This is a genomic window from Leptolyngbya sp. PL-A3 (assembly GCF_039962325.1).
Lineage (GTDB): Bacteria > Cyanobacteriota > Cyanobacteriia > Elainellales > Elainellaceae > Vacuolonema.
The window spans coordinates 14,357-38,335 of sequence record NZ_JAMPLB010000046.1 but is presented as its reverse complement, the minus strand read 5'-3'; the positions used below and the strand labels follow the sequence as shown (position 1 = coordinate 38,335).

At 51.3% G+C, this 23,979-nt stretch carries 26 protein-coding genes and 1 CRISPR repeat array; of the genes, 14 read left to right on the top strand and 12 right to left on the bottom strand.

The window, feature by feature from the left end; genetic code table 11:
• Window positions 1-7 precede the first annotated feature (7 nt).
• The 9 genes from NDI52_RS25230 to NDI52_RS25190 form a co-directional block, all read right to left on the bottom strand.
• A complete protein-coding gene (locus NDI52_RS25230; RefSeq protein WP_190789350.1) occupies window positions 8-256 on the bottom strand; it encodes a hypothetical protein in 249 nt (82 codons plus the stop codon).
• Window positions 253-441, bottom strand: a complete 189-nt coding sequence (locus NDI52_RS25225) for a mechanosensitive ion channel domain-containing protein (protein ID WP_190789349.1) — start codon at window positions 439-441, stop codon at window positions 253-255. The genes NDI52_RS25230 and NDI52_RS25225 overlap by 4 nt, the downstream gene beginning before the upstream one ends.
• A complete protein-coding gene (locus NDI52_RS25220; RefSeq protein ID WP_190789348.1) occupies window positions 438-611 on the bottom strand; it encodes a hypothetical protein in 174 nt (57 codons plus the stop codon). Before NDI52_RS25220 ends, NDI52_RS25225 begins: the two co-directional genes overlap by 4 nt.
• Window positions 608-3,679 carry a DUF3854 domain-containing protein gene (locus NDI52_RS25215; protein WP_190789347.1) on the bottom strand — a complete coding sequence of 1,024 codons (3,072 nt, stop codon included), beginning with the start codon at window positions 3,677-3,679 and terminating at the stop codon, window positions 608-610. The genes NDI52_RS25220 and NDI52_RS25215 overlap by 4 nt, the downstream gene beginning before the upstream one ends.
• Window positions 3,676-3,885 carry a hypothetical protein gene (locus tag NDI52_RS25210; protein ID WP_190789346.1) on the bottom strand — a complete coding sequence of 70 codons (210 nt, stop codon included), beginning with the start codon at window positions 3,883-3,885 and terminating at the stop codon, window positions 3,676-3,678. The genes NDI52_RS25215 and NDI52_RS25210 overlap by 4 nt, the downstream gene beginning before the upstream one ends.
• Complete coding sequence (locus NDI52_RS25205; protein WP_190789345.1) at window positions 3,886-4,137, bottom strand: hypothetical protein; 252 nt, start codon at window positions 4,135-4,137, stop codon at window positions 3,886-3,888.
• Window positions 4,138-4,432: 295 nt separating this feature from the next.
• Window positions 4,433-5,176, bottom strand: coding sequence for a hypothetical protein (locus tag NDI52_RS25200; protein WP_190789344.1), 744 nt, complete (start codon window positions 5,174-5,176; stop codon window positions 4,433-4,435).
• Window positions 5,177-5,246: 70 nt separating this feature from the next.
• A complete protein-coding gene (locus tag NDI52_RS25195; protein ID WP_190789343.1) occupies window positions 5,247-5,606 on the bottom strand; it encodes a hypothetical protein in 360 nt (119 codons plus the stop codon).
• Window positions 5,607-5,609: 3 nt separating this feature from the next.
• Window positions 5,610-5,921: a hypothetical protein gene (locus NDI52_RS25190; protein WP_206754930.1), complete on the bottom strand. Its 312-nt coding sequence runs from the start codon at window positions 5,919-5,921 to the stop codon at window positions 5,610-5,612.
• 172 nt (window positions 5,922-6,093) lie between these two features.
• Here NDI52_RS25190 and NDI52_RS25185 point away from each other — a divergent pair, with 172 nt between their 5' ends.
• The 8 genes from NDI52_RS25185 (at window position 6,094) to NDI52_RS25150 (ending at window position 11,257) form a co-directional block, all read left to right on the top strand.
• Window positions 6,094-6,684 carry a hypothetical protein gene (locus NDI52_RS25185; protein WP_190789341.1) on the top strand — a complete coding sequence of 197 codons (591 nt, stop codon included), beginning with the start codon at window positions 6,094-6,096 and terminating at the stop codon, window positions 6,682-6,684.
• 84 nt (window positions 6,685-6,768) lie between these two features.
• Window positions 6,769-6,969 (top strand): hypothetical protein, encoded by a 201-nt coding sequence (locus NDI52_RS25180; RefSeq protein ID WP_190789340.1) that lies wholly within the window; start codon window positions 6,769-6,771, stop codon window positions 6,967-6,969.
• Between the two features lie 10 nt (window positions 6,970-6,979).
• Window positions 6,980-7,270, top strand: a complete 291-nt coding sequence (locus NDI52_RS25175; protein ID WP_190789339.1) for a hypothetical protein — start codon at window positions 6,980-6,982, stop codon at window positions 7,268-7,270.
• 73 nt (window positions 7,271-7,343) lie between these two features.
• Window positions 7,344-7,712: a hypothetical protein gene (locus tag NDI52_RS25170; RefSeq protein ID WP_190789338.1), complete on the top strand. Its 369-nt coding sequence runs from the start codon at window positions 7,344-7,346 to the stop codon at window positions 7,710-7,712.
• Window positions 7,702-8,235: a hypothetical protein gene (locus NDI52_RS25165; protein WP_190789337.1), complete on the top strand. Its 534-nt coding sequence runs from the start codon at window positions 7,702-7,704 to the stop codon at window positions 8,233-8,235. Before NDI52_RS25170 ends, NDI52_RS25165 begins: the two co-directional genes overlap by 11 nt.
• The gene (locus NDI52_RS25160; protein WP_348256545.1) at window positions 8,201-9,598 is read left to right on the top strand and encodes a hypothetical protein; all 1,398 of its coding nucleotides are present in this window, start codon (window positions 8,201-8,203) and stop codon (window positions 9,596-9,598) included. The genes NDI52_RS25165 and NDI52_RS25160 overlap by 35 nt, the downstream gene beginning before the upstream one ends.
• A gap of 98 nt (window positions 9,599-9,696) precedes the next feature.
• The gene (locus NDI52_RS25155; protein ID WP_348256544.1) at window positions 9,697-9,906 is read left to right on the top strand and encodes a hypothetical protein; all 210 of its coding nucleotides are present in this window, start codon (window positions 9,697-9,699) and stop codon (window positions 9,904-9,906) included.
• 88 nt (window positions 9,907-9,994) lie between these two features.
• On the top strand, window positions 9,995-11,257 hold the full coding sequence (locus tag NDI52_RS25150; protein ID WP_242035752.1) for a peptidoglycan DD-metalloendopeptidase family protein: 1,263 nt from the start codon (window positions 9,995-9,997) through the stop codon (window positions 11,255-11,257).
• Between the two features lie 83 nt (window positions 11,258-11,340).
• On the opposite strand, the gene NDI52_RS25145 is transcribed toward NDI52_RS25150, so the two are convergent.
• Window positions 11,341-11,634, bottom strand: coding sequence for a hypothetical protein (locus NDI52_RS25145; RefSeq protein WP_190789334.1), 294 nt, complete (start codon window positions 11,632-11,634; stop codon window positions 11,341-11,343).
• Window positions 11,635-11,701: 67 nt separating this feature from the next.
• Window positions 11,702-11,899, bottom strand: coding sequence for a hypothetical protein (locus tag NDI52_RS25140; protein ID WP_190789333.1), 198 nt, complete (start codon window positions 11,897-11,899; stop codon window positions 11,702-11,704).
• Between the two features lie 796 nt (window positions 11,900-12,695).
• On the opposite strand from NDI52_RS25140, the gene cas3 reads away from it, so the two are divergent.
• Genes cas3 through csb2 form a run of 4 tightly spaced genes read left to right on the top strand, consistent with a single transcriptional unit; the run spans window position 12,696 to window position 19,871 of the window.
• Entirely contained in the window at window positions 12,696-15,080 is a 2,385-nt protein-coding gene (gene cas3 / locus NDI52_RS25135) for a CRISPR-associated helicase Cas3' (protein ID WP_348256543.1), read from the top strand.
• On the top strand, window positions 15,073-17,220 hold the full coding sequence (csx17, locus tag NDI52_RS25130) for a type I-U CRISPR-associated protein Csx17 (protein WP_190789331.1): 2,148 nt from the start codon (window positions 15,073-15,075) through the stop codon (window positions 17,218-17,220). Before cas3 ends, csx17 begins: the two co-directional genes overlap by 8 nt.
• A gap of 3 nt (window positions 17,221-17,223) precedes the next feature.
• Window positions 17,224-18,186 carry a type I-U CRISPR-associated RAMP protein Csb1/Cas7u gene (gene cas7u, locus NDI52_RS25125; protein WP_190789368.1) on the top strand — a complete coding sequence of 321 codons (963 nt, stop codon included), beginning with the start codon at window positions 17,224-17,226 and terminating at the stop codon, window positions 18,184-18,186.
• Window positions 18,183-19,871 carry a type I-U CRISPR-associated protein Csb2 gene (gene csb2, locus NDI52_RS25120; RefSeq protein ID WP_190789330.1) on the top strand — a complete coding sequence of 563 codons (1,689 nt, stop codon included), beginning with the start codon at window positions 18,183-18,185 and terminating at the stop codon, window positions 19,869-19,871. Before cas7u ends, csb2 begins: the two co-directional genes overlap by 4 nt.
• Before the next feature lie 233 nt (window positions 19,872-20,104).
• Window positions 20,105-22,028: a CRISPR direct-repeat array (repeat unit 37 nt; unit sequence ATTGCACCACACTATTTGGGTGTGGCCCTGTTGAAGC).
• A 111-nt stretch (window positions 22,029-22,139) separates the two neighbouring features.
• On the opposite strand, the gene NDI52_RS25115 is transcribed toward csb2, so the two are convergent.
• Complete coding sequence (locus NDI52_RS25115; RefSeq protein ID WP_190789329.1) at window positions 22,140-22,670, bottom strand: hypothetical protein; 531 nt, start codon at window positions 22,668-22,670, stop codon at window positions 22,140-22,142.
• Window positions 22,671-23,018: 348 nt separating this feature from the next.
• Here NDI52_RS25115 and NDI52_RS25110 point away from each other — a divergent pair, with 348 nt between their 5' ends.
• Complete coding sequence (locus NDI52_RS25110) at window positions 23,019-23,183, top strand: hypothetical protein (RefSeq protein ID WP_190789362.1); 165 nt, start codon at window positions 23,019-23,021, stop codon at window positions 23,181-23,183.
• 440 nt (window positions 23,184-23,623) lie between these two features.
• On the top strand, window positions 23,624-23,845 hold the full coding sequence (locus NDI52_RS25105; RefSeq protein WP_190789361.1) for a hypothetical protein: 222 nt from the start codon (window positions 23,624-23,626) through the stop codon (window positions 23,843-23,845).
• Window positions 23,846-23,979: the final 134 nt, after the last annotated feature.

The following is a 23,979-nucleotide window of genomic DNA, read 5'->3' as shown; positions in this document are numbered from 1 at the left end:
TTTGGTTTTATTCACGTAACAGATCACCAACAACAATCGGCGGTTGCCCTCGTTGGTTTGGTTTCCGACTGGGGGCTTCTACTGGATCTTTGTAAGCCGCAACCAGCCGCAACCCGTCGAGGGCTGCTATCAGCAATTTCCCGGCGAGCCGCTTTCGTCGCAAGGTTTCAATGATTGCGTGGCATTGGGCTGCGAGAATGTCAGCGTCGTATTGCTCTGGCCTTTTTTGCGGATCGGTGTCGTTGATGTGACTCATGCTGCTACCTCCAGCACTGTGATCAGCCGATTAGCCGCCCCCAGGACTGCACCATCGGGGTAACGAATGGTAGAGCGAGGAATGCCGACCTCTAGCACCTCTCCCACTTGCCAGGGCAGGGCCACAGCATCCCCAACACGGATTGGGCTGCCGTTGCGATCGCGGGCAATTTCGGGATGGGTCATGTTGCCACCTCCAAATCCAACATTTGCACTTCATCGGGGTGAAAACTGCCGTAGAACAAAGGGTCTTCGCCATCACCACAGATCAGCAACTCACCGTGGGCGTTGATGCGCTCGATGGTGCCGACGCCCAGAAAAGTGCTGACGCGATCGCCAACCTGGAAAGCAGTCATGATGCTGCCCTCCATAGGTCTGGATTGGGGGGAAGGTTGAGGGCGATCGCCTCTTCAATGATTGCTTCACGTTCTTTGGGGTCTGTAGTAGATTCCCACCAATACCGGAAAGCCGCTAAATCCTCTGCCTGGTCATGAATGGGGAGTGTTCCACCCCCCTGATTCTCTTCATTAACTAGGGGGGGTGGAACATCTTGCAATCTCCGCTCCACAACCGTCTTGAGACGCGCTAAGTTTTCGGGTTCAACATAGTAAACCCAGACAAGATCTTTGCCGCGCCGTTGCTTGTCGGATGTGCGCGTAATGCCACACCAATCTAAGACCCAAGCTATTACCTGCATGGGGGATAGCTTCTGAATATTTCGCATTCCAAAAGCAATCCGAAATTCTTCAGGATGCTGCTGCAAGGCTTTGGCAATGGGGGCGATGGTGGCCGCGTCCATCTGGGTGATGCTGCCATCCCAACACCTTTGTATGAATTCCGCAGCTCCGGTCTGTTGCAACAACCAGGAACGGACTGCTGACTTATCCCAATCCTGGGGAGTGTTGGCGTTGCGGTCGATAGATGCCGCTGTGGTGGCGATCGCCTGGTCGGGGTTGAGTACAGTTTCCAGCCTGCGGATCTGCTTCCGCTTTTGCCCGCCCTTGTCCCACAGCACTAAATCAGTATCAACATCATTGGCGCGGTAAAACTGCGAGATATAAAAGCGCTCTAACTCTTCCAGCTCTTTTTGAGTTACGGTTTCAGGCTCTTTTTTGCGCCGCTTTTCGAGTTCGTCTACCTGCTCTTGTGTCAACGGGATGCCCGCCGCAATTCGCGCCGCCCGCTCTACTTCCTGTTGCCTTCTGGCTTCCTGCAATGCCTCTGATAGAGCCGCCGCGTCTGCTTTTGTGGACTGACACGGGGTAAAGGATACCTGCTTCCCCTCATGCTCCAACAACGCCCAAACGGTATGGCGCAACGCCATCATTCCCCGGTTGTGCCTCGCTTCAAACCCCGCAACTAGCTTGAGGTTTTCCCTGTGATAATCGATTGAATCAGCCGTCGATAGGGTGTCTGGCTTTAAGGATAGACGCGCCAATCGTAAAGATGCTTTACTGCTAGTCTCAAGGTCTTTGAGTACCGCCTGGGCACTGGTACCCGTCGATAGCTTGCTGATAGCGTTGCCCTTCAACGGCAACCAGACTGTGCGAGGAGCCAGCGATCGCGTCCGATCAAGCGCTTGCGCAATAGATTCAGCCGAAATGCTACAGCCCTTGAAAACTCCCCAAACCTCGTGAATCAGGTCAGCATTGTTCTCAATAGAGAACCCTTGAGTTACTGAAGGGCTGCACAAAATTACTTTGATACCCTGTTGTGATAACCAAGGTAATAGCTTTCCTTTGCCTCTTAAAAACTCTCCTTCGATTTCCCCTCCGCTAGTTTCCTGATGGATTCGCATTGTCTTAATGCCCCGCTTTTCCAGGTCATCTGCAAGGGAATCAACAAGTGCCTTAGCGTCACTGTGGAACATCAAGATTTTTCCATCAGGCACGTTCAACGCCGCTTGATAGAAGTCTGCAACAGCCTGATCTCTACTGCCATCTAAAAGCCTCACTGCGTAACCCATAGGCTTCCTGTCGGAACGCACAAGGTAAGCCCGCTCTCCTCTGATAGCTTCGATGTAGGCGATCGCCTCTTCGGTGAGGTCAGCATCCGCCAAGATTACTAGATCGGCTTCCTGTATGCGTCTGATTAACTCAGCTTCCAGTAATGGCCGAATGCCGTTCTGATTGGCAAGAGGGCTGCAATGGAGGAACCTAAGGGATGGGGTAGTCTCATCCAGAATAAGGATTTTGACTTCTACCGCTGATACCCCAAGGAATGAAGGCCAGCACCCAGAGCCGCCTAATACGGGGATGCCACGGGAATCTAATAACTTCTCCCCGTAGCGATCGCCGTCATTGATAAAAACCCCTCCCCATCCCTTATGCCCACGGAATCTATCTCCTGCTTGATCTCGGGCCAGCGATTGTAGGAACGTAAGGGAAAACCAGGGCTTAGCCTGGGATTGCAGAATCAGTTTAATTAGGGTGCTTTTCTCGCTCCCTTTTGGGCCGTATAGCCCGATGATGCCGCTTTCAGGAATCCGGTCAAGAGCTTCCTTGAAAGGACGATCGCCCAAATGCAGATCTGGCTTCCGCTTCACCCGTCGCGCCAAGTCGCGCTTGATTCTCCACACTGGGGCAATCGTCGCACTCTCATAAGCTTCCTGCCATGCAGCCGCGCCCGCATTAACAATCAGGTCATCGACACCTTTACAGCGCCCTCCCTGCCCATCCCATGCAGCGATCCGCACGGAAGCGCCCGCCTGTTCCAGATGAAAAGCCAGGTCATTCAACCCGCACTCTACCCGGTGCCGGGTGTGAGGCTTAGTGTCCTGGTCAAAAGCTAAAGTGATCTCCCTCCCCTCTACTGCAAACCGTGCCAGGTCGGGAATGAGTTCGGGTCTAATGCGAGGAAGCTTTACCCCGCCGATGGTTTCATTCTTTAGAACGCCGCCATTCACGCCAATAAGGGCGATCGCAACGTACCCCTGAGATAGCAGGGATAAGGCTTTTTTACCCCCTTCAGTAATGATTGCTGGAATCTCTGGGTGCTGCTCTAGCCAATCCCAGAATGCTTGCCCTGCGGGTGGCATCTCGCAGCCGTAGCGCTTCGCAATTTTCCGCCGCGTTTCCCGGTTTACTGGTGGTAGAAACGCCCGCAACGGTGCCCCAACAATGCACTCATACTTTGCAGGGTTCCCTTTTTTGTCAGGACGCGGGTTCTCTGCCTTGGATTGCCATAGCTCACCAGTTTCCTGGTAGAACCCGGCGATCGCTCCGTATGAGTGGGGGGGCTTCGTTTGCCAGAACTTTGAAACGTGTTGCCCTAATGCTAGGTTGGGTTCCCAGTACCCAGTATCCTCAACAATTCCGACAGCTTCAGCGTAGAGGTCTGGATCAATACCAGACCCCTCGACACATTCCCGGTAGAAGCGATCAGCAAACGAACTGATCTTTATAGGGGTAAGTGTAGGAGTCATTGCTCGACCCCCTTCCATTCGTTGAGCACATACCAAGTGCGCTCCTGCCAGGTCAACTCCTCATGCCACAGCAGAAGGTCTACTGCCAGCGATCGCTCATGGGTATAGGGGAGTAGGGTCAACGTATCAATCAAGTCAGCAGCGTTCGCCCGCTGAGGAGATACAGGCGAATTCACCACTGACCCATTCAGGGTAGTGGCGTTCATTTATGCTGCTGCCTTCTGTTGCTCAGAGGTTGGCTGTTGTGCTTGCTTCCGTTGGGCCTGCTCCCATTGCTTGTAGCGGGCAATGAGGCGACGCTCACGGCGATCGGGATGCCCACCACGCTTGGCTTTCTCAAGCGCTCGTTGGGCCTGCTTCCGCCAACGGATTTGATAGCTAGTGTTCCGCGATCGAATGGGGGTCGTGGATCCACTATTGGCGGGGGGAGTTACAACTTTGGCAAACTTGGTTATCATCAAAGGTGAATAGGCCACCCCGCAGGGGTGGGCGATTGGGTGATTAGTTGATTCGCTGTCGGCTAATCCTTGAAAAACTTCAAAGGCGATTGACGAGGGGGTCGGATCCGGAGTCAGTCGCTTTTTGATTTTTAGGACTATCTCTATTCAGTTTTTTGAGGGGGGACGATCGCAGACCATAGGGGGTCGGAATCCGGATGGCGCTTGCGATCGTCTTACTTTTAAGATTAGGCTAGAACTCCTTTGAAATCGTGAAACGGGTGAAGGTGTGCTAAACCCCTCCGCTGAAAGGGTTTCAGAAACCAAATAATCCCCGAGCGTCTTTTTCGGGATTAATAGGGACCCATCCTCTTCTGGGGATGGAGACATATGCTGTTCCTCCTTGGTATGCAAATAAAGCTCCAGATCTATCCCACCACTGCAAAATAGCAGCGCGAGTTTTGATGTAAGGCTGATAGCTGTTTCTGTCAAAACTAGTGGAGGCCCCAATCTGCCCTTTTCTTTGAACTGATTGCTCTGCGTAAGTGATCGCTCTATCAAAGAGCTTTTTTGTCGCAGGGCGCTCAAAAGGGTTTTTATAGTTTTCTAGCGCTGTGGTTGCCTTCCTTGACTGCTTGAAAAGCTTGTCTTTCTTTAACTCAACAGATTCTTTTAATGTCGAGGCGTTCCAATCCACAAAACGGAGAGGGGCAATCGCTTCAGCTTCTAGGTAAATATCCCTGAACCAGAATGCTGGATGCAAATAAGGAAGACTTAGCTCTTTCTGCCATACTGCCCCTACTAGGGAAGCAAGGCTAGACAATAAAGCTCCCCCGTGTTCAACCTCTTTTTTGAGATCCCTGCTCATTTTCGGCATATCAATGCTTATTCCCCAAAAGCGGTTTACCATTTCTCGGAAGCGCAGATTAGGAATAGAAACAATTCTTTCTTCCCCTCCAATACACACACTTGACTCTGCCGCCGAAACTTCTGATAACTCAGAGAAAACTGAAAACCATTCAGGTTCATGTTCACCCTGTGGTACCGCGATCGCTCCCATCCTTGCATCACCTCCTAAATCTGCTTTTAGAGTAAACCTGTTCTAGTTGGATTTGGAAGACTAGCTAAATCTAATTACTGCCGCCCTGCCCCTGGTCATCTTTGCGAGTAAGGTAAGCCAGAACGCCCGCTAACCGATCAGCAATAACTTCCAGTTGAGCCAGCCTTTCAGCCTGCCCTGTGAGCAACCGTTGGGTTTCACTGATAAAGGATTCCAACCGTTGCTCGGTTTTCTGCGCCTGAGCTGCGAGGGCTTCCAGTCGTTGATCTGTTAGCCGTTGAGATTGGGCCAGTAAGCTGATCTGCATTTGGGTGTTTTCCTGCGCCATTTGCAGCCGCTCAACCCCGCGATTGGCTGATTCAGCGTACCGGGCTGCACTACCCAGCAGCTCTTTGACCGTTTCAAATTCTTCTCTTGTAACTGAAGCCATAAGCTACTTTGTATCCTCCTCAATCATTTCCATGAATAGCTTTTCGGGGCTTTTCCCCTGGCTTTGAGCTTCAACCATTAAGCGCCGTTCGTGCTCTTCCCAATTACTAGCTAGGTAGTTGTAAGCCGCTGACTGGAGCATGGCAGCAAGAGATTTTTTCACCAACTTGGAAGCAATAACCAACTTCCAATAATCCAACGTCCCCAGCTCCCCCACCTGCGGGCGGGAGTTCTTTGGTGTGGGCAATTTCACCTTCGACCAGTCCATAGGCTCCAGATCCAACTGTTGCCCTGATCTTACTTCAGTATCATGCATCGATCATTATCCCATCCTTGACTTCTCATTAATGATAGTTCATTATCTAGATCATGACCAGTCATGAACGGGTCATAGACAGCATAAGAACTAGGGTTTCACGGCGGAATCACGTTCACAGCCCGTTCACAGTTGTTCACATAGTTCTGGCAAAGATTTCAAGGATTGACCTATGAACACTTCACTAAGCAAGTTTTGCAAAGACAACAGCCTCCCCAAGTCTTCTGTATATGTGCGCTGCCAAGAATTGAATTTTGATGTTTCTGATGGGCTCACGCCCTCCATGGTGGAGCAGTTGCGCCATGAATTTGATTTGCAGTCGAAGCAGCAAGAAGAAACCCCGCTCTCACCCACAACTGTTGTGGATTCCGGGAATCACAAGATTGTTTTAAGTGCCCCCCAACTGCCCCAACGCTACAGCCTAGAAGGACTCCGCACGGGTGAGGCCATCCAGTTTGATGATCCGTTGGCTGTGGCTGCCGCGTTCCTTCAGGATGCCGATGTTCTGCAAGTGGCGATGCAGCAAGACCTGGAAGCTCGAGCCGCCCGGTTGGAAGCCACAAAGCAAGCTAAGGCTGCAATTGAAGCCAAGCGTCAGAAGTTGGAACTGGAAGCGCGTCTCTATCAACTCCAAACACAAAACCTTGATTCTTCCCTAAGTGCCGAAACTTTGGGTCTGCAAAGCGAACTGGGAAAGTTGCAACAGTTCACTCAACCCGCGCCAACACCAACACCGCAGGAGCAATCCTCGTCGCAATCCTGATCGGAGTGGGGGCCGCGATCGCCCTCAATGGCATGGGTGCATCACCGCAACAACAACCCGTTATCCAACAGGAGCAACACAGCAATGAGTCACCCAACGCACTATGAAGCCCGCCCCGATACTGCCGCCCCGCATGGGTGGGTGTCGCTGGAAGGAATGTTTTATCGCCCTGACTTTGGCGATCGCCTGGAAGAGAGAGACGGTAAGACTTTCATCGTTGTAACTAAAGTTTTTTGCTACGGTGCCGAGCGCACAGACCCGTTACCCGTTACCGCAATCCTGTAAGGAACTCACGATGTTAGACCGCTTGATCCGCGCCGTAACTGGCACTCCACCCAATCAAACCTTTTTTGTTAGCGGCATCGGTGGGGGTGGACGAAACCGAGACTTAAACCATTGCAACGACTGCATTGCTATTCGGTTGGAGGCTGCCCACGGTTACACGTTCCGCAATCACTCCGATCTGGCTTCCGCCATTGTTCTGGCGATGAACACAGAGCAGAACCCAAAGCTGCGGCAGGTTCTCACCACTGACAAATCACTGATCAAGTTGCTCCAACTGAATCAAAAGCTTGGCAACAAGTGAAAGGAAGCGATCAGTCAAATTACCACACCTGCTGATCGCCCCCCTGTCCCCCATGAAAGGAGACTCCTCCAATATGAAACGATTTCAACGATTGATACAACCCGCATCGGCTGTAATTATCACCGCTTCTGTGGTGGGGGCGATCGCGGGCCTTAACTACGCTCTGCATTCCCGGTTCACCCAACTCAACCGCGCCTATCGGGTTGAGAGTGCCGAGTGGAACAAGTACACAGGGGAAGTCTTCACCCTTCTCCCCCACCTGGCCCTTACCGTCGCGGTATTCACCGCGATCGGGATCATCCTTTCCCCAGAACCCCCTCGCAACGAACGCCGCACCCTTGCAGCCCTTGCCCGCCGCAAACTTTCCCAAGAGGTGCTGACAGAATCCGAGTTGCAACAGTGGTCTGCGATTCTTCAGGAGGCAGAGCGCCATGAATCTTAAATGGTTGAGTGCTGCCCCTGCTCTGGCCTTCATCACTGTGCTGTTGGTGCGTGGCCTATCGGCTCCACCCTCCAACGAGAACCAAGCCCAGGCTACCGCTCCGATGGATACGCCCGCCCCTGCCCTAAATGCACCTTCCACGCCTTACCTCGACCTGGCTCGTACCACGTTCGATGATGGCACCCGGCAAGCGGTCAACGCTCGGGCTGTGGAGTTGTTCCGCAGAGCGCAGGAACAGACAGAGGCGATCGCCTGGATAGAGAAGCATTGCCGAGCGGTCGCGGGTGATGTGGCATATCTCAAGAACACCTTTGGGACGCTGACGGGTGAGGCAGACCAGTACAGCCAGTTCCTAAATCGCTCAGCCGAGCTCGCAGCCTGCGCTCTGGCTCAGCATTGGCTCGTTAGTGGGGGTATCGCGGTCGATGCTACCCCCGGCGTGAATCCCGCCCAAATTTTGCAGAAATACAACGAGGTTTACCCCAGCAATGGACAGCAGCAGCAAGACTCTGCCGAAGGCTGAGTGTTTGATTATTAGCGCTATGTTCGGTGGCTCCATGGCGCTTTGCATCCAGGCTAGTAGTGCCTGGGGTTGGATTGGGGGCATCGGTGCATGGTGTGCCGGTGAAGCCCTCCGCAAATCTAAGTCACTGACCTATGACCAGGTCGTAAAGGGTTCGTTTGATTGGGGCCAGGATGCCATCGGTGAGATGGGGGCGATCGCCTCCCCTGCTACCCGATACGTTGAAACCCAAAAGAACCAAATCGTGATCTCTGCCCTGAAGCAACTGCCGATGGGCGATCGCCTTGCAGAATCTTTCATTGCAGCCCAAGGGCTTACTACTGATTGGTTCCAGGGATTTGAAAAGCGTTCTGCCGTCATCTGTGGGGAAAGCCGCGATGGTAAAAGCTTCCTACTCAATTGGAGAGTGCAGCGCTTCTTAGAAACCCACCCCGACGGTGAAGTGCTAATAGGTGACATCGACTACGGCAGTTCTCACGAAGGGACAGAGCCGAACACCTGGGGAGGCTTACCCGTTGGGAACGTGGTGCTGATTGAACCCGCCGAAATTACCAACGCCATTTTCTATGTGAGTGACACGGTAGACCAGCGGGCAAAGTCTACCGCGCAAGCAGTTAAGACTGGTGCCCCCCGACCCAAATACAAGCCGATCCTACTGGCGATCGATGAGTGGTGTTCCTACTGGGATACCCTCGACGAGGATCAGCAGGAGCACATCATTAAGGCGTTGCGGAATATCTGCGATCGCGGCATCAAGCAAGGTGAGGTGGTGTTCGTGCTGGGTCTGCATGACCTATCGGTGGGCATGACAGGTTTACCCCGTGCCCTGCTACGAAAGATGGAAGTCGTTCTATTGTTCCGGGCATCCCAATCCCCGCGCAATTACGACAACATCGACCCGCAGCCGCGCCAGGTGCAAGAGGTTATCAACCGGATCGGGGCACTGCCCAAAACAATTCGCGGCCTACGTCCCTGTATCACCTACAGCGATAAGCAACTGACGGTGAAGGCAATTCCTCAGCTTGAACTCAACCCAGTTGAGTATGTGGCGACGGGTGAACCCATCGACCCCGATGAGCAATGGGTGGATGAAATCTGGACGCCTGAATTGGAGGGCAAGATTGCCCTCCGCATGGCCGAGCGGGTGAGTCAGGGACAACGGCCCGTAGTGCCCACTGAGTTTTGGGCGATGGCGGGACAACAACAACGTGACCAGCGTACGACTAACCCGCGTTACATGATCTTCCGCCGCCGCTGTGAAGCGCTCGCCACGAAACTACAACCCGAAAAATCAGACCCCCAAGATCAGGGCGGTACGCAGTGTTCTGATCTAGACCCGTCGCTTGAGGTGTCGGAGGCGTAAAGCTTTGGGCGATCGCCCCAAATTTACTGCACCTCGCGGCGACTGTATCACTGCATTACAAATCGCGCAGTAAACCTTAGTCCCTTAGGAGACATCCCATGAAATCATTACTCGGTTCCCTCGCAATCCTGATTATCCTGTTCCCCTGGTTCTCAAAGTCAATTGCAGACCGGAGTATCGACGTTAATGGACTGCTGGTGAACCTGTTCGAGACAGTCACGGAAATCATCACTCGTGAGCCCGCTAACTGGCAAAACCCCACCCCTCCAGCCGCTCAACCTCCCCAGCAGCCTAAGGGGGGCGTATGACGCCATTGATTAACAGCATGAGGCTGATCATGATCGGCCTCACCGCATTTGCGATCGCCCGAGTAGCAATTCCAGACAGGGTTGAGAAATGGCAGACCTCGATTCCCAACTTGCAGAGATCCGCGCCGAGCTCTCCAGTGGCCTCGCCACCATCAACCGGAGACTCGACAAGATCGAGCGCACCACCAAGCGCACCGAACAAACTGTAAGGAATGTCGAGGATGCCGTTTCCTGGCAGACCCTTATCAATGACGCCATTCTTTGTGGGGTCTGCCTTGTACTGGCTTTTGGGGCAAAGTCTGCCGATGTTGTGAAGCAGGATCTTTGCCCTGAATTACCAGGATGGGCAAAGCACGCTGTACCCTTCAACTTCTGCGGGAATGGTGGCAAGGCAGACAGCAATGCAGCCCAGGCCGCAACTCCCACTGAAGATGTGAAGCTGAAAGCGTTTTTGGATGCGATCGCCTGGGCAGAAGGAACGAGTAGCGAGGCAGGCTACAAGATTCAATTCACCGGAGCACAGTTCTCCAACTTCGGTGACCACCCCCGGCAAATCCTCTGCTCTGGCAGGCTTTGCAGTGATGCAGCAGGCCGCTATCAGTTTCTCAGCACCACATGGGATGGGTACGCACAACGGTTAGGGCTGAAAGACTTCTCTCCCGAATCGCAGGACAGAGCTGCTGCTGAAATCCTCAAGCAAAACGGCATTCCCGCAATGCTGGCAGAAGGCCGGATTGAGGATGCCTTCTGCAAGATTGGCCCTGTGTGGGCATCCATGCCTTGCAATGACTACGGGCAACCGCAAAAAGCCGCATCTGCTCTGGTTGCGAAGTACAACGAGGCATTGCAGAAGTATCAGGCGATCGCCCACACATCGACCAGCAACGAGGGATGGATCAACCCGGCTCCCGGTGCCACCTTCACCAGTGGGTTTGGCTACCGTGTCCACCCATTGAAGCAATACCGTTCCTGCCATTACGGAATTGATTTAGCAGGGCCAACAGGGACGCCCATCCTGGCCGCTAAGGGGGGCTTAGTGGAGGAAGCTGGGTGGAACAATGGCGGGTTTGGAAATCTGGTCATCCTGAAACACGATGACGGCTCACAGACGCTCTACGCCCATAACAGCGAACTGAAGGTGTCAGCGGGGCAACGGGTAAGCCAGGGCGATGTTATTGCGCTCATGGGTAGCACGGGCAACAGCACCGGCCCACACATTCACTTCGAGATGGACTTGGGGCAAGGAAAGGTAGACCCTCGCCCCCATATCCCCGGCATATCTGGGAATCAAACATTCGGAAAGATTGACCCGCAGGCGACGCAGACGGAGTGTAGGGGGAGGGCACTGTGAGGGCGATCGCACTTCGGGTAGAGTTGTTTCCCTTGACCCTCATGTAAAAATTCTGCAGATAACAACGATGCCTCGCGTCCCCCTCAGATGGCGCGAGGTTTTTTATTAGCATTACGGTTGCCAACCAGTGCTAGATTCAGAACCGCCTCGCAGAAGGAATAAGCTTGGGAGCCTGTCTCTTTTTGCCCTGTCTTTGCCTCCAGCCATTCGCTAATGTATGAAAAACCTACACCGCTTTTTTCTAGCTCCAGGCACTCATTCAATAAGACATCACTTCCTTTCGCCAGGCGAACCAGGTGTTCGGCATCGTCTTGCCTGAGAGACGAGCGAATTGTTAGCAATTTCGCTTTTAGCTTGAGTTCTGATTCCGTGTGCATTATGGCTTATCACTCTATTAAAGAAAGAGCTAGCTCTACAATTGCCATCAAATCAGCAATTTGTCACCTATCTCAGGTAATTCTGACTTAATGCCACCTCCAGACCTAACCTTGCTGCCATTACCGCAACTTTCCCCAGCTCCTCACCGACGCGAGCCAGGTCAACTTCCAACTGGGTCAGCTCTGACCAGAGTGCGATCGCCCTCGTTGCTCTGCCCACTTCATCCCCTCGCAGCGTCCTACAGCCCTTTTTCTTGGTTGCCACGTCAATGAACCACCGCAGCCGCGTGTAGTGCTTTTTGCCCGTGCGGCCGGGTGTGGAGTCTAACCAGCAATCCCGGTATGCTTCCCCGCCGATGTCTTCTAACTCTGCCTTGATGGCCTGATTGAAGCGACGCTGTCATAAAGTGCAATTAGGCTGTAACCTTTATCCTATAAGGGTTACATCACAGTTATTTTGTACTAAAAAATGCCGTCATTTTCCACATTAGCCTCGGCCAAGTAACGAATTTATGTTGTTTCAGGCTCCGAATTAGGGCTAATTGCATCTGGTGACAGCGTCGCTTCAATCAGGCCAATTAAGCAATTAGCTAGTTAATCGATTAATTGCTTAAGCAAAATACCTGCTCTTGTAAAACTTACCTGCGTTAGGTTGATGCACATGGGAGCCTGTTAGGGCAGTACAGGTAATAGAACAAGCTAAAATTACTGGCCCTGACGAAGGGTTTTAGCCTAATTACGTTCTATAACAGCTACGCTTCAATCACTCCAACTACAAATAACTCTGTCGCTATACGTGAAAAAACAGGGAAAGAGTGAAAACATTACAGCAAAATTACATCATTCATACTTATAGGTTTAAGTAATATAAAACGTTTTGAACGTTTAGCGAAAACTTATTGACGCTCAATTTATCACAGAGTATCTTGATAAGAACAATTCTACTACTGCTGTAAATAAGCCGATTTCAAAACGGCTAGCAGATACGTTTACCTTTATTGTCTGGAATTACTCACAACTCCTGACGAATTATAAAACCGCTGTATCGCGGCTACTTTGTCATGCAAAACTTCGCTGAATGGTTCGCTGCGATCACGCAAAAGCCGCCGTTCCCATACCAAGAGCGATTGGCAACAGTACCAGAATTACCAATACTGCTAAACGTACCAACCGGAGCAGGCAAGACTGCCGCTGCCGTCCTTAGCTGGCTCTGGCGTAGACGCTATGTTGATGAAGGAACGCGTCAGCGAACACCTCGCCGCCTGGTCTACTGCCTGCCCATGCGAACACTGGTTGAACAAACCTATGCCGAAGTAGAAGGTTGGCTAGAACGAGCAGGATTGAGCGACGAAATTGGACTGCATAAGTTGATGGGTGGGGTGGTGAGCCCCCGTTGGGAAGCCCACCCAGAGAAGGATTGTGTGCTCATCGGCACGCAGGATCAGCTGCTCAGTCGCGTATTGAACCGGGGATACGGCATGAGTCGCTACAAGTGGCCAATTCACTTTGCCCTACTGAATAACGACTGCCAGTGGGTGATGGATGAGGTGCAGTTGATGGGTGCTGGACTCCGAACAACGGCCCAACTGCAAGGGTTTCGGGAATTATTTGGAACCTACGGAAGCACCCGTTCGCTCTGGATGAGCGCAACTCTTGACCCAGAACTCCTACGAACAGTTAACTACAAGCCTGCTCTGAGTCAGGCCCACGCACTTACCGATGCCGATTATCAGAACAAGAAGCTGAATGATCGGATGCAGTCACAGAAACGGCTGGTGAAGGCAGAAACGGAGTGCGCGGGAAAAGAGACTGACTATACAAAGGCATTGGCAAAAGAGACAGTTGCTGCTCACCAACCGGGTACTATGACGCTGGTAATTTGCAATCGGGTCAGTCGTGCCCAAGAACTCTACAAGGTGTTGCAAAAGCAAACCAGCGAAGAATTAACGCTAATTCATTCACGCTTTCGAGCGGCAGAACGACTGGCTCTCAACCAGAAGCTAAGAGAAGGAAAGCTTTCAGGCATACTGATAGCGACTCAGGCGATCGAAGCCGGGGTTGATATTTCTGCTCAAACACTATTCACAGAACTAGCTCCCTGGTCATCGCTGGTGCAGCGGTTTGGGCGCTGCAATCGTTACGGGGAATGTTCTGATACCGCAACGGTTTACTGGATTGATATTCCTGACTTGAAGAAGGGTGCAAGTCCCTATAACCCTGAACAGCTTGAAACAGCGCGATCGCTCCTAGAAAACCTGGAACAGGTTGGACCGGAGGCTCTGAAAAATATTCCAGCACCGAAGGAAGAGATTGAGGGACTAATTCCACGCCAACATGATTTGTTGCAACTGTTTGATACCTCAACCGACTTGGCAGGGCATGACATCGACATCTCATCTTTCATTCGAGAAGCCGATGAAACGAATGTGGCGATCGCATGGCGGGAGTGGACTGATGATAAACCACCTGCAGATATGAGTGCTATTCAGCAGCAGGAACTTTGCCGCGTCAGCATTGGCAGAGCCAGAGAGTTTTTTAGCAAACTCAAAAACCAGAAAGCCTGGGTGCGAGATGGCTTACGTGGTTGGCAGGAAGCCACAACCCTTTATCCTGGCATGACGCTGCTGCTGCACTGTTCTGCTGGTGGCTATGACCCTGTTTTAGGCTTCACAGGCACCACACCCCAAACTCCAGCCGTTCCGCTCGATGAGTGGATAGCCCCCGACCAGGACGAACGAGACAATTTAAGTCAGGGAGCGACGAAGTTTGTCCAACTGTCGGTACATTCCCAGGATGTTGCAGAGGAAGTGGAAACCCTCTGTAAGGAGTTTTCAGTTCTCGATCTGCCCGCTGAGATTTTGATTCGAGCAGGACACTGGCATGATGCCGGGAAAGCGCACCCAATCTTTCAAAAAGTGCTAACACATAACCGCCCTGAACAGGTGGGCGAGACATTGTGGGCAAAGTCAGACCACGACTTCAAGAACCCAGACGATCGCTGCAACTTACCTCACGAGCGGCGCGGATTCCGCCATGAATTAGTCAGTGCGCTGCTGGCATTGCAAGAGCAGCAAGATTTTCTGCTGTGCTACCTGGTGGCTTGTCACCACGGAAAAGTTCGCATGACCATTCAACCCCGTCCTACAGAAAAGGTAATTGGGGTCGAACGGTTTGCCTTGGGCGTGCATCATGGCGACCGCGTTCACGAGCAACTTCCCGAAATCGACCTGGGAGGAGGTTTAAGCATCAAGAGCCAGGAGCTTTCTCTGGACTGTATAGGCATGGGAGATGGGGAGCATGGGGAATCATGGGCGGCTCAGGCGATCGCCCTTCTGGAGGAATACGGCCCCTTCAAACTGGCATTTCTGGAAACGTTGATCCGGATTGCAGATTGGCGCGGCTCTGCCCGATATGCTCCTCACATTTTGGAGAAGACGGATGCCTGAAACCATTACTCTGAAAGGCTGCACCCCAGAACCGTTGTCCAACTACCTTAAGGCATTGGGTGTTTTGCGTCTCGTCGTTGAACAGAAGCAAGACCCTCAAGCAAAAGGTTATTGGCACAACGATGCCTTTATTCTGGTCACAAACCTGACTCAGGATGACCTGGAAACGTTCTTTCTGCATCGTTACAAGCCAACACCCCTGGTTGCTCCGTGGAACGGCAGCACGGGTTTTTACCCGAAAGATACGGCTCAAAAACGCTTACTCAGCGCTATCCAGAGGGCAAAAACCGATCGATTCCAAGTTTACGGTGAGACAATTGCCACGGCTCAAGAGCAGGTTAATGCACTAAGACTGACCGTTCAACCCAAAGAGAAAGACGAAAAACGGCGACTGCTGGAGCGGTTGCGAAATACCCTGCCCGATGAAGCGGTGAAGTGGTTAGATACCTGTGCCTTAGTGACATCCGATGACCTGAAGTTTCCTCCATTAACAGGAACAGGCGGCAACGATGGCAACTTTGAATTTAGCCGCACATTCATGCAGCAGTTGCAGGAGTTGATTGACTTTGCGACCGGGGAACCTAATGATACCGCTGCAGCATTGCTACAAGCCGCTGTTTTTGGTGCTACCCTGCCAGCACTACCCTTCAGTGGCAAGATTGGGCAATTCAACCCGATCGCCGCTGGGGGAGCTAACGCTGCACCAGGCTACGACGCCGATTCCAGAGTCAACCCCTGGGATTTCGTGCTGATGCTGGAAGGGATTATGTTGTTCACGGCTGGAGCCACCCGCCGCTATGAGCAGTCAGACCAGGGTGGTTTTGCTTACCCCTTCACCGTACGCCCCTCTAACGTGGGGTACGGCAGCGCCGCTGAAGGAGACGAAGCCAGGGCAGAACTGTGGACACCGTTATGGTCAGCACCGACGGGGTTGAAAGAGCTACAACTGCTGTTCAGTGAGGGACGGGCCAAGGTGGGTGATCGCACAGCCCGCTATGGCATAGATTTCTACAGAGCCGTATCCAACCTTGGGCGAGATCGAGGCATTGATGAATTTGTTCGTTATAGCTTTCAGGTTCGTAACGGGCTATCTTACTTCGCCATTCCCCTCGATCGCTTTCAACCCAAGCCCAATCCCCAGGTTGATTGGCTCACCGAAATCGACCCCTGGCTTGATCGTTTTAGACGGGCTGCTCAGGACTCCAATGCCCCCGCCTCCATAAAACGGACACAACGACAGCTAGAAACAGCGATTATCGACCTGAGCCGGAAAAAGGCAACTCTACTGAATGTACTGATTGCACTAGGGGAAGCGGAAGCAGCGTTGGATCGTTCTCTTAAATTCGCCCAAGAAAAGTTCTTGCGTCCTCTCCCTCTGCTAAAACATGGCTGGGTTGATGCGTGTAAAAACGACTCAACCGAGTTCCGTTTGGGGCTGGCTTTAGCAAGCAACAACCTACGTCCACGCCTGGTACGGGCGCGACCAACACAACCTTACTACTGGGATTGGGCTGATAACGAGGACGGCATCACGACTTGGGAAAACGGGGATCTGGCTAGCAACCTGATCGCTGTGCTGAAAAGGGAGGAGATTGAATCGCAACTGCGGGAAAAGAAAGATGAGCGAGAAAATCAATTTACTGAACACATCAGTCTCTATAAGCCGTTTACAGATCTGGATGACATAGTGCGCTGGATTAACCGCGACGTTAATGATGAGCGAGTAGAGGCGATCGCCCGTGGCTTAAGTCTGGTCGATCTATCCAAGTCATTTCGACTATCAGAACCGCCTGAATTACCTATTCCCGCCGCCTATGCGCTCACAACCATCACCCATCACCGTCATCTTTTAAGGGAAGCGTGTCAAAAGGTCTTTGGGCACTACATTCTGGGTCAAGACCTGACTCTACCCAGAGTGCCAGCCCTACTGACAAAGTTGGCGGCAGGAGATTGCTACACCGCAACGCAACTGGCAATTCGACGGCTGTATGCCAGCGGCCTTGAGCCAGCCCTTAGCGAGGGAGTGTACGAACCGCGCGATCGCACCCTCCGCATTGCCTCTGCGTTAGCCTTTCCGATTTCAAACCTGGACCTAGCACGATTACTGAAACAGATCCGTAAACATGACCCCAAGGAGTAAATGATGGACTTTACTGTATTGAAAGACCACCCTCGATTGTTAATTGAAGCCAGCCTTACACCATTACAAGGCACTCGCTTTCAACCCACAGGCTTTCCAGACTTGGGAGCCGCAGCCTATCAACTGCCTAGCAGTAACACACAAATGTTGCTACTAGAATCGGCGCAAAGCGTTGCCAATCGATTAGAAAGCAGCATTTGGGACGACGCGAATGAGGATGTCGTTGCGCCGTTGAAGGGTATTCCCTATGTAGTGGTGAAGCAAGATGACAAGGTGCTGACCAACTCCCTGCTAGAGGCGCATCGGCTCAACTCCTTCTACATTCTGGAAGGCAAAGACAAGAGCTTTTTCGACCAACTACGCATGGAATTGGATGCCCCAGCAGAAGGAGCCGTAGACTTCCGCAAACTAGCTCAGGTTCTTGCCCGATACGACCTCAACTCCCTTCTGCATGGCATCTTTCTAGCGAAAAAGGAGATTGCCGGAGGACGGTTCAAGCTGGCACGGGCACTGTCGGGCTTTATTGAAGCCTACAACGTTGCCATAGTTAGCTCTGGCGGTGTGAAAAATGACCGTGTGAATCCCCAGGCTGACGCTAAGAAGGGCGGCGGAAATATCCCCTATCACCGTGAAGAATACACCGCCGAGAAAATCACCGCTTACTTCAGCCTGGATTTGGCCCAAATTCGTGGCTATCGCCTGGGAATTGACTTGGAGAACCTGCTGATTGCGATCGCCCTCTACAAAATCCAACGGTTCCTCGACCGTGGACTACGCCTGCGGACGGCTTGTGATTTGGAGGCAGTGAAGATAACTGTCAAACGCCCCGAAGGGTTTGAACTGCCCAGTACCTCAGAGCTTACCAAAGCTCTCCCTGGTCTGGTATCGGCAGCATCATCCGCCTTTGCCGATCCACCTGTCACCATTGTTCAATATCAGGCTGAGGAAAGCGGGAAGAAGAAATGAGCGTAGGACTTTCCATTCAATTTCTCACAGGCCGCTATCATGCAACCCCTTGGAAGCATCAGGTTAACGAGGGTGTGGTGGAATGGCCCCCATCACCCTGGCGCATTCTACGAGCGCTAGTATCGGCCTACTACCGGATGCCAGAGCAACCGGATCGCACCCTAATGCTCCAGTTGCTCAACAAACTCGCTAATCATCCACCTAGCTACGCGTTACCCCAACATACCGCTGCCCATACCCGGCACTATATGCCAATCCGAAAGGAGGGTAAGGCAACAACAACGAAAGTGTTTGACACCTTCTACGCTTTACCAGGCGGGGCATTATCTGAAGATGCAGCTATCCAAGTGGTGTGGGCCGATGTAGATTTAACCCTATCTGAGCAGCAATTACTTCAGCAGCTTTGCCACCAGGTTAGCTACCTGGGAAGGGCAGAATCCTGGGTTGAAATGCAAATAGCTGAAGCCCACAAACCTTGTAATGCAAAACCATTTCAGGATGAAGATGCGAGTACTGGGGCAGAGCGGGTGAGTGTGCTGGCACCGTTGACCGAAAAGGGATTAGAGGGATTTCAAGCGGCTCTAGCGATTCTCCCCCAACCGAAGAAGGGCAAAGCAAAATGGAAAGCTCCGGCTGATGTCCTGGAAGCGTTGGAACTTGACGTCGCTAATTTACATGGGCAGAACTGGAACGGTATTCCGGGAACCCGTTGGGTTACATATACATTGGAACAGGCGAAATACCAGCCTACGCGATCGCCATCGAATGATTTAGATAAACCAAACTTTGCTCGGTTCGCGCTTTCCTCAAACGTGCTGCCCAAGCTAACAGAGGCAGTTTCGCTAGGAGAACGGTTCCGTCAGGCATTGATGGCACGGAGTAAAGATTTAGCAGGACAACCCGATCCTGTCTTTGTTGGACGCAAAACAAACGACATAGATGAGGAAGGCAACCCCAAACCTGCGGAGGGCCATCAGCACGCCTGGTACTTGCCTGAAGTGAACTCCAGAGGGGAGATCAGTCACATCATCGTTTATGCGGCTGGAGGCTTTGAGGAGCAAGCTATACGAGCACTTGATAAACTTTCGAAGGTTTGGGGAACAGAGGGGTTCGACGTACAAACTGTCTTAGTCTCGCTGGGGCAAACCGAGAACTACAGCAGTGAAACCCAACAGCCAGGAACTTCTTTATTACTTAGCAAAAGCTGTCGTTGGCAAACTCTCACGCCAATGGTTCTACCACGTCATCCAAAGTGCGATCGCCGGGGCAACATCAAATACATTGCTGGCACCTTATTCCAAATTGATGGACCGGAGCATCAAGCACTACGGCTGCTACGGCAATTATTCGCCCATCTGAAACATCAACTACCGCTGGACAGATGCATTGAAGTTCAACATTCAGGTGACGACTACGGCAATTGGTTAGGGTATCAGAGCGAAGACGGCGAATTACTGGTAAAAGTCAGATGTTTGAACGAAGATGCAGGAAAGCGCTTCAGTGGTCATCGCTGGCAAGCGTTTCAGCGTCGGCGTTATCACGGCAAAGGGAAAAAGGAGTCGGATCGCGGCTACTGGCTGGAATTAGAATTCGCTGAACCTCAAACAGGCCCAATCGCTCTAGGCTACGCAGCGCATTTTGGTTTAGGCGTGTTTGCACCTGCTAATTACGGCGCGAATCAGTAGGTGTAATAACGAAACCATTTTTCTCTAAGCCACAAACCTTGCAGTATGGGTAATCTGAGAAATTTTAGAAAAATTCTATTCGCGCAAGGGCTAAAACCTTTGCGCTCAAAAGCTTTAGATGTTTTTTCTGAAGTTAAATTCATACATGTAGAAAAGCTAGAATTAGCTAACGATAGCTATCCGCGCAATCGAACCTTGAAAATTGCATATAGTAAGCTTTTCAGCAACCCACCATTGCACCACACTATTTGGGTGTGGCCCTGTTGAAGCATTTTAATGTGAGCAGCGGATAAGGCGTAAGCGGTATTGCACCACACTATTTGGGTGTGGCCCTGTTGAAGCATTTAACTTCTCATTTCTTGATTTCTTGCTAGGCGAGCATTGCACCACACTATTTGGGTGTAGCCCTGTTGAAGCCATGTACTCCTCCCACGTAGCAAGGCGATCGCCTTCATTGCACCACACTATTTGGGTGTGGCCCTGTTGAAGCATATGCGGCCTCATCTTGGGGCTCAACAATTAAGTATTGCACCACACTATTTGGGTGTGGCCCTGTTGAAGCATGGAAGGAAGCAGGCAGATCCTGAGCCGCACCAGCATTGCACCACACTATTTGGGTGTGGCCCTGTTGAAGCTGGCTTAAACTCATTCCAAACCATCAAAAGCTGTTCATTGCACCACACTATTTGGGTGTGGCCCTGTTGAAGCGATCACCTCATCAATTGTGAGGGGATGATATCGGCGATTGCACCACACTATTTGGGTGTGGCCCTGTTGAAGCTTAGTGGTCATTACCGAGCAATCGCGTCTTTCCCGATTGCACCACACTATTTGGGTGTGGCCCTGTTGAAGCCATCATCTGAGCAACGGCCAAGCCCTTAGCAAACTGATTGCACCACACTATTTGGGTGTGGCCCTGTTGAAGCCAGAGGTTTTTAGATAGGGCTGCTTCACAGATGAGATTGCACCACACTATTTGGGTGTGGCCCTGTTGAAGCTATACAGCTTGGATCAATGGGGTGCAGTACGACATCATTGCACCACACTATTTGGGTGTGGCCCTGTTGAAGCAAGGCAGACGGTTCTCACGGTGGGCATTGGTGCAGCATTGCACCACACTATTTGGGTGTGGCCCTGTTGAAGCTTAGAAATCTTGGGGTCAGCCTTGAGGAGTTGCGCGATATTGCACCACACTATTTGGGTGTGGCCCTGTTGAAGCTGAAACTTTTCGAGCGATCGCGGCATTCCCCCCTGTATTGCACCACACTATTTGGGTGTGGCCCTGTTGAAGCCAAGACATTTGCGACAAGGCCAACGAAGTGTTAGCATTGCACCACACTATTTGGGTGTGGCCCTGTTGAAGCCTCAAAAAATCACTGGGAGTACCATCAGCATTTTTATTGCACCACACTATTTGGGTGTGGCCCTGTTGAAGCTATGTTTGCGCCGCGGCTTGCTGTAGTGGCTGCATTGCACCACACTATTTGGGTGTGGCCCTGTTGAAGCCCACCTGAGACGCTCTTTGATGCTGCATCTCTCGACATTGCACCACACTATTTGGGTGTGGCCCTGTTGAAGCCTCTGGGTAGCCACAGCAGTAGAGGCGGAAGCTGGCATTGCACCACACTATTTGGGTGTGGCCCTGTTGAAGCAGTGCCGCCAGTAGGGAAGGCGATCGCCGTAACATTGCACCACACTATTTGGGTGTGGCCCTGTTGAAGCCCCTTAGAATTGCCTTGCCAACAGCTTTTCCCATAGCATTGCACCACACTATTTGGGTGTGGCCCTGTTGAAGCATCCACAAACTGTGGATAGTCAATACGAAAATTACTATTGCACCACACTATTTGGGTGTGGCCCTGTTGAAGCTGGAAACAGCGGTTACGGCTGCCGTCGCCCAACCATTGCACCACACTATTTGGGTGTGGCCCTGTTGAAGCGAGTGGCTCTGAAAAGCAGGAATTATTAGCGGCGATATTGCACCACACTATTTGGGTGTGGCCCTGTTGAAGCTACAGGAATACCCAAACGGAAGCCAGAAACGAAAATTGCACCACACTATTTGGGTGTGGCCCTGTTGAAGCAAATGTGCTCACCCCTAGCTCGGTATCCACTCCAGCATTGCACCACACTATTTGGCCTGATTGAAGCGACGCTGTCATAAAGTGCAATTAGGCTGTAACCTTTATCCTATAAGGGTTACATCACAGTTATTTTGTACTAAAAAATGCCGTCATTTTCCACATTAGCCTCGGCCAAGTAACGAATTTATGTTGTTTCAGGCTCCGAATTAGGGCTAATTGCATCTGGTGACAGCGTCGCTTCAATCAGGCCAATAATGGGAATTGCCAAAAATACAATGCCTCCAATTAACCCAAAAATGCCAAACACTACTCCAAAAGCCTTGTTGCCCGGAGGGGTGTAGTTTGGGATTGTAAAATTTGGCTTAGCTTCCTGTATTGCCACTACCAATGGATGCTCTTCATGAAAAGGATTAGCCTCGCTCTCATCCCCTAGCAAAATTATCTGGTTCCAGGCAGGCAAGCTCTGTCCCATTTGCCGCCCCAAAATTTGAAGGGTTGTAATCCCTGGAATCTCAAGCTTAGTAATCCCACTCTCTACAAAACGGACTGAAGCGACTTGATCAGGGGGTGGGGAAGCATCTAACAAAATTCGTAGGCAATCATTTTTTCTGACGACCTTAGCAACAATGCCCTTTGGTCTAAGGCTCTGATTTATCAATGCAGCGATCGCGCTAGGGTCGCCCTGTTTCGCAAGCCGGACAGTCTCTTGCTGCATGATTAAATTCCTGGGGCAATGGTAGGGGGTGTCAGACACCTGCTTTATACTGCCCAGAAAGAATCTGACCGGAACGAATAGTGCGATCGCCCCTTGGACTAGTCAAAAACTGGCACAAACGCCGAAAGCATTGATAAATCTAGGTTTCGAAATGAATAGTTGCTGTGAGAGCAACTATTCAAACACTTAAAAGCTCTGATAGTAAAAGGCTTGCACTACTGTAAAACTTGCTTGGACTAATCGTGGACTAAACAGCCAAAATAGAAGTGTCAGACGATCGCCCGTACCCCCTTGGTGATGTGCCAGTTATTAGGCGAAATTGTTTGACAGTTGCCCGACAGGTGAAGTATGCCAGAATCCCGCAGCGTTGCCGTTAGAATTCCAGACCCGCTCCTCATGGCGATCGATACTCGAGTAGGTGTGGATGGAAAGAACCGGAGTGAGGTGATCATTGCCCTGCTTCAAAAGGGACTGGCGATCGCTCGCTCCCACCGATGCCGCCCTAATCCTTGAACGCTTGGATGCCATTGAAGGCAAGCTACCAGACTGGAATAAGCTACTGAATTAGAAGTATCCATGCCATTAAAAACAAGTTTTCTCAAAAGCAAACATTAAACAATCTTTAAACACATTCCTTAATTTTGGCTTAATCTTCAGGCCGGTAGTCGTACACTTTTTGTATCAATAACTACTCTCAGGGCATTGCATCTACTTACTCTTCAAGTGGAAATGCCTTATGTTGTCGTGTCCCTGTCTAGTTTCTAATGAAGGTGTTTGTTATGAAATTCTTGAAATCACTCAAGAAATTATTTCTCTCCGGCGGTTTGGCAAGGGAACTATTGTTGCTTACAAGTTAGCCGACATTCCTCACCGGTTTGAGATAACTTGCAGTCTCTCAGGCTAAGTTTCATTCACTTTTTGGCTAGAGTACCGAGATTGTTTGGAGTCCTGTGATGAAAGTTTTAATTATTGAAGAAGGTTTTAATGACTCTCCTAATGTTGAGGCTGTTTTACAGCAAAGCTACAGGGTGCTAACAGCTTCCACAGTAGAAGAGGGAATAAGCGTTATTCAAAGAGAAAAATTGGAGATGGTATTCTGGGAACCAAACTTAGCTGAGGAGAGAGCTGCTGTAGTTCAGAGAGCCCTCTGTTCAGCAGAAAAAGTAGCCTGTTAATCTCTCGTCTTGCAATTACCTGAGAGTAGATAGCCCCCAGTTTTAGTAAAAGCTGAGGGCTTTTAAATTGGGGCGATCACCGTCTACCTGGGAGACGTGAGCTAGGAAAGTATCACTGCCCGCCTGGTGGCGAT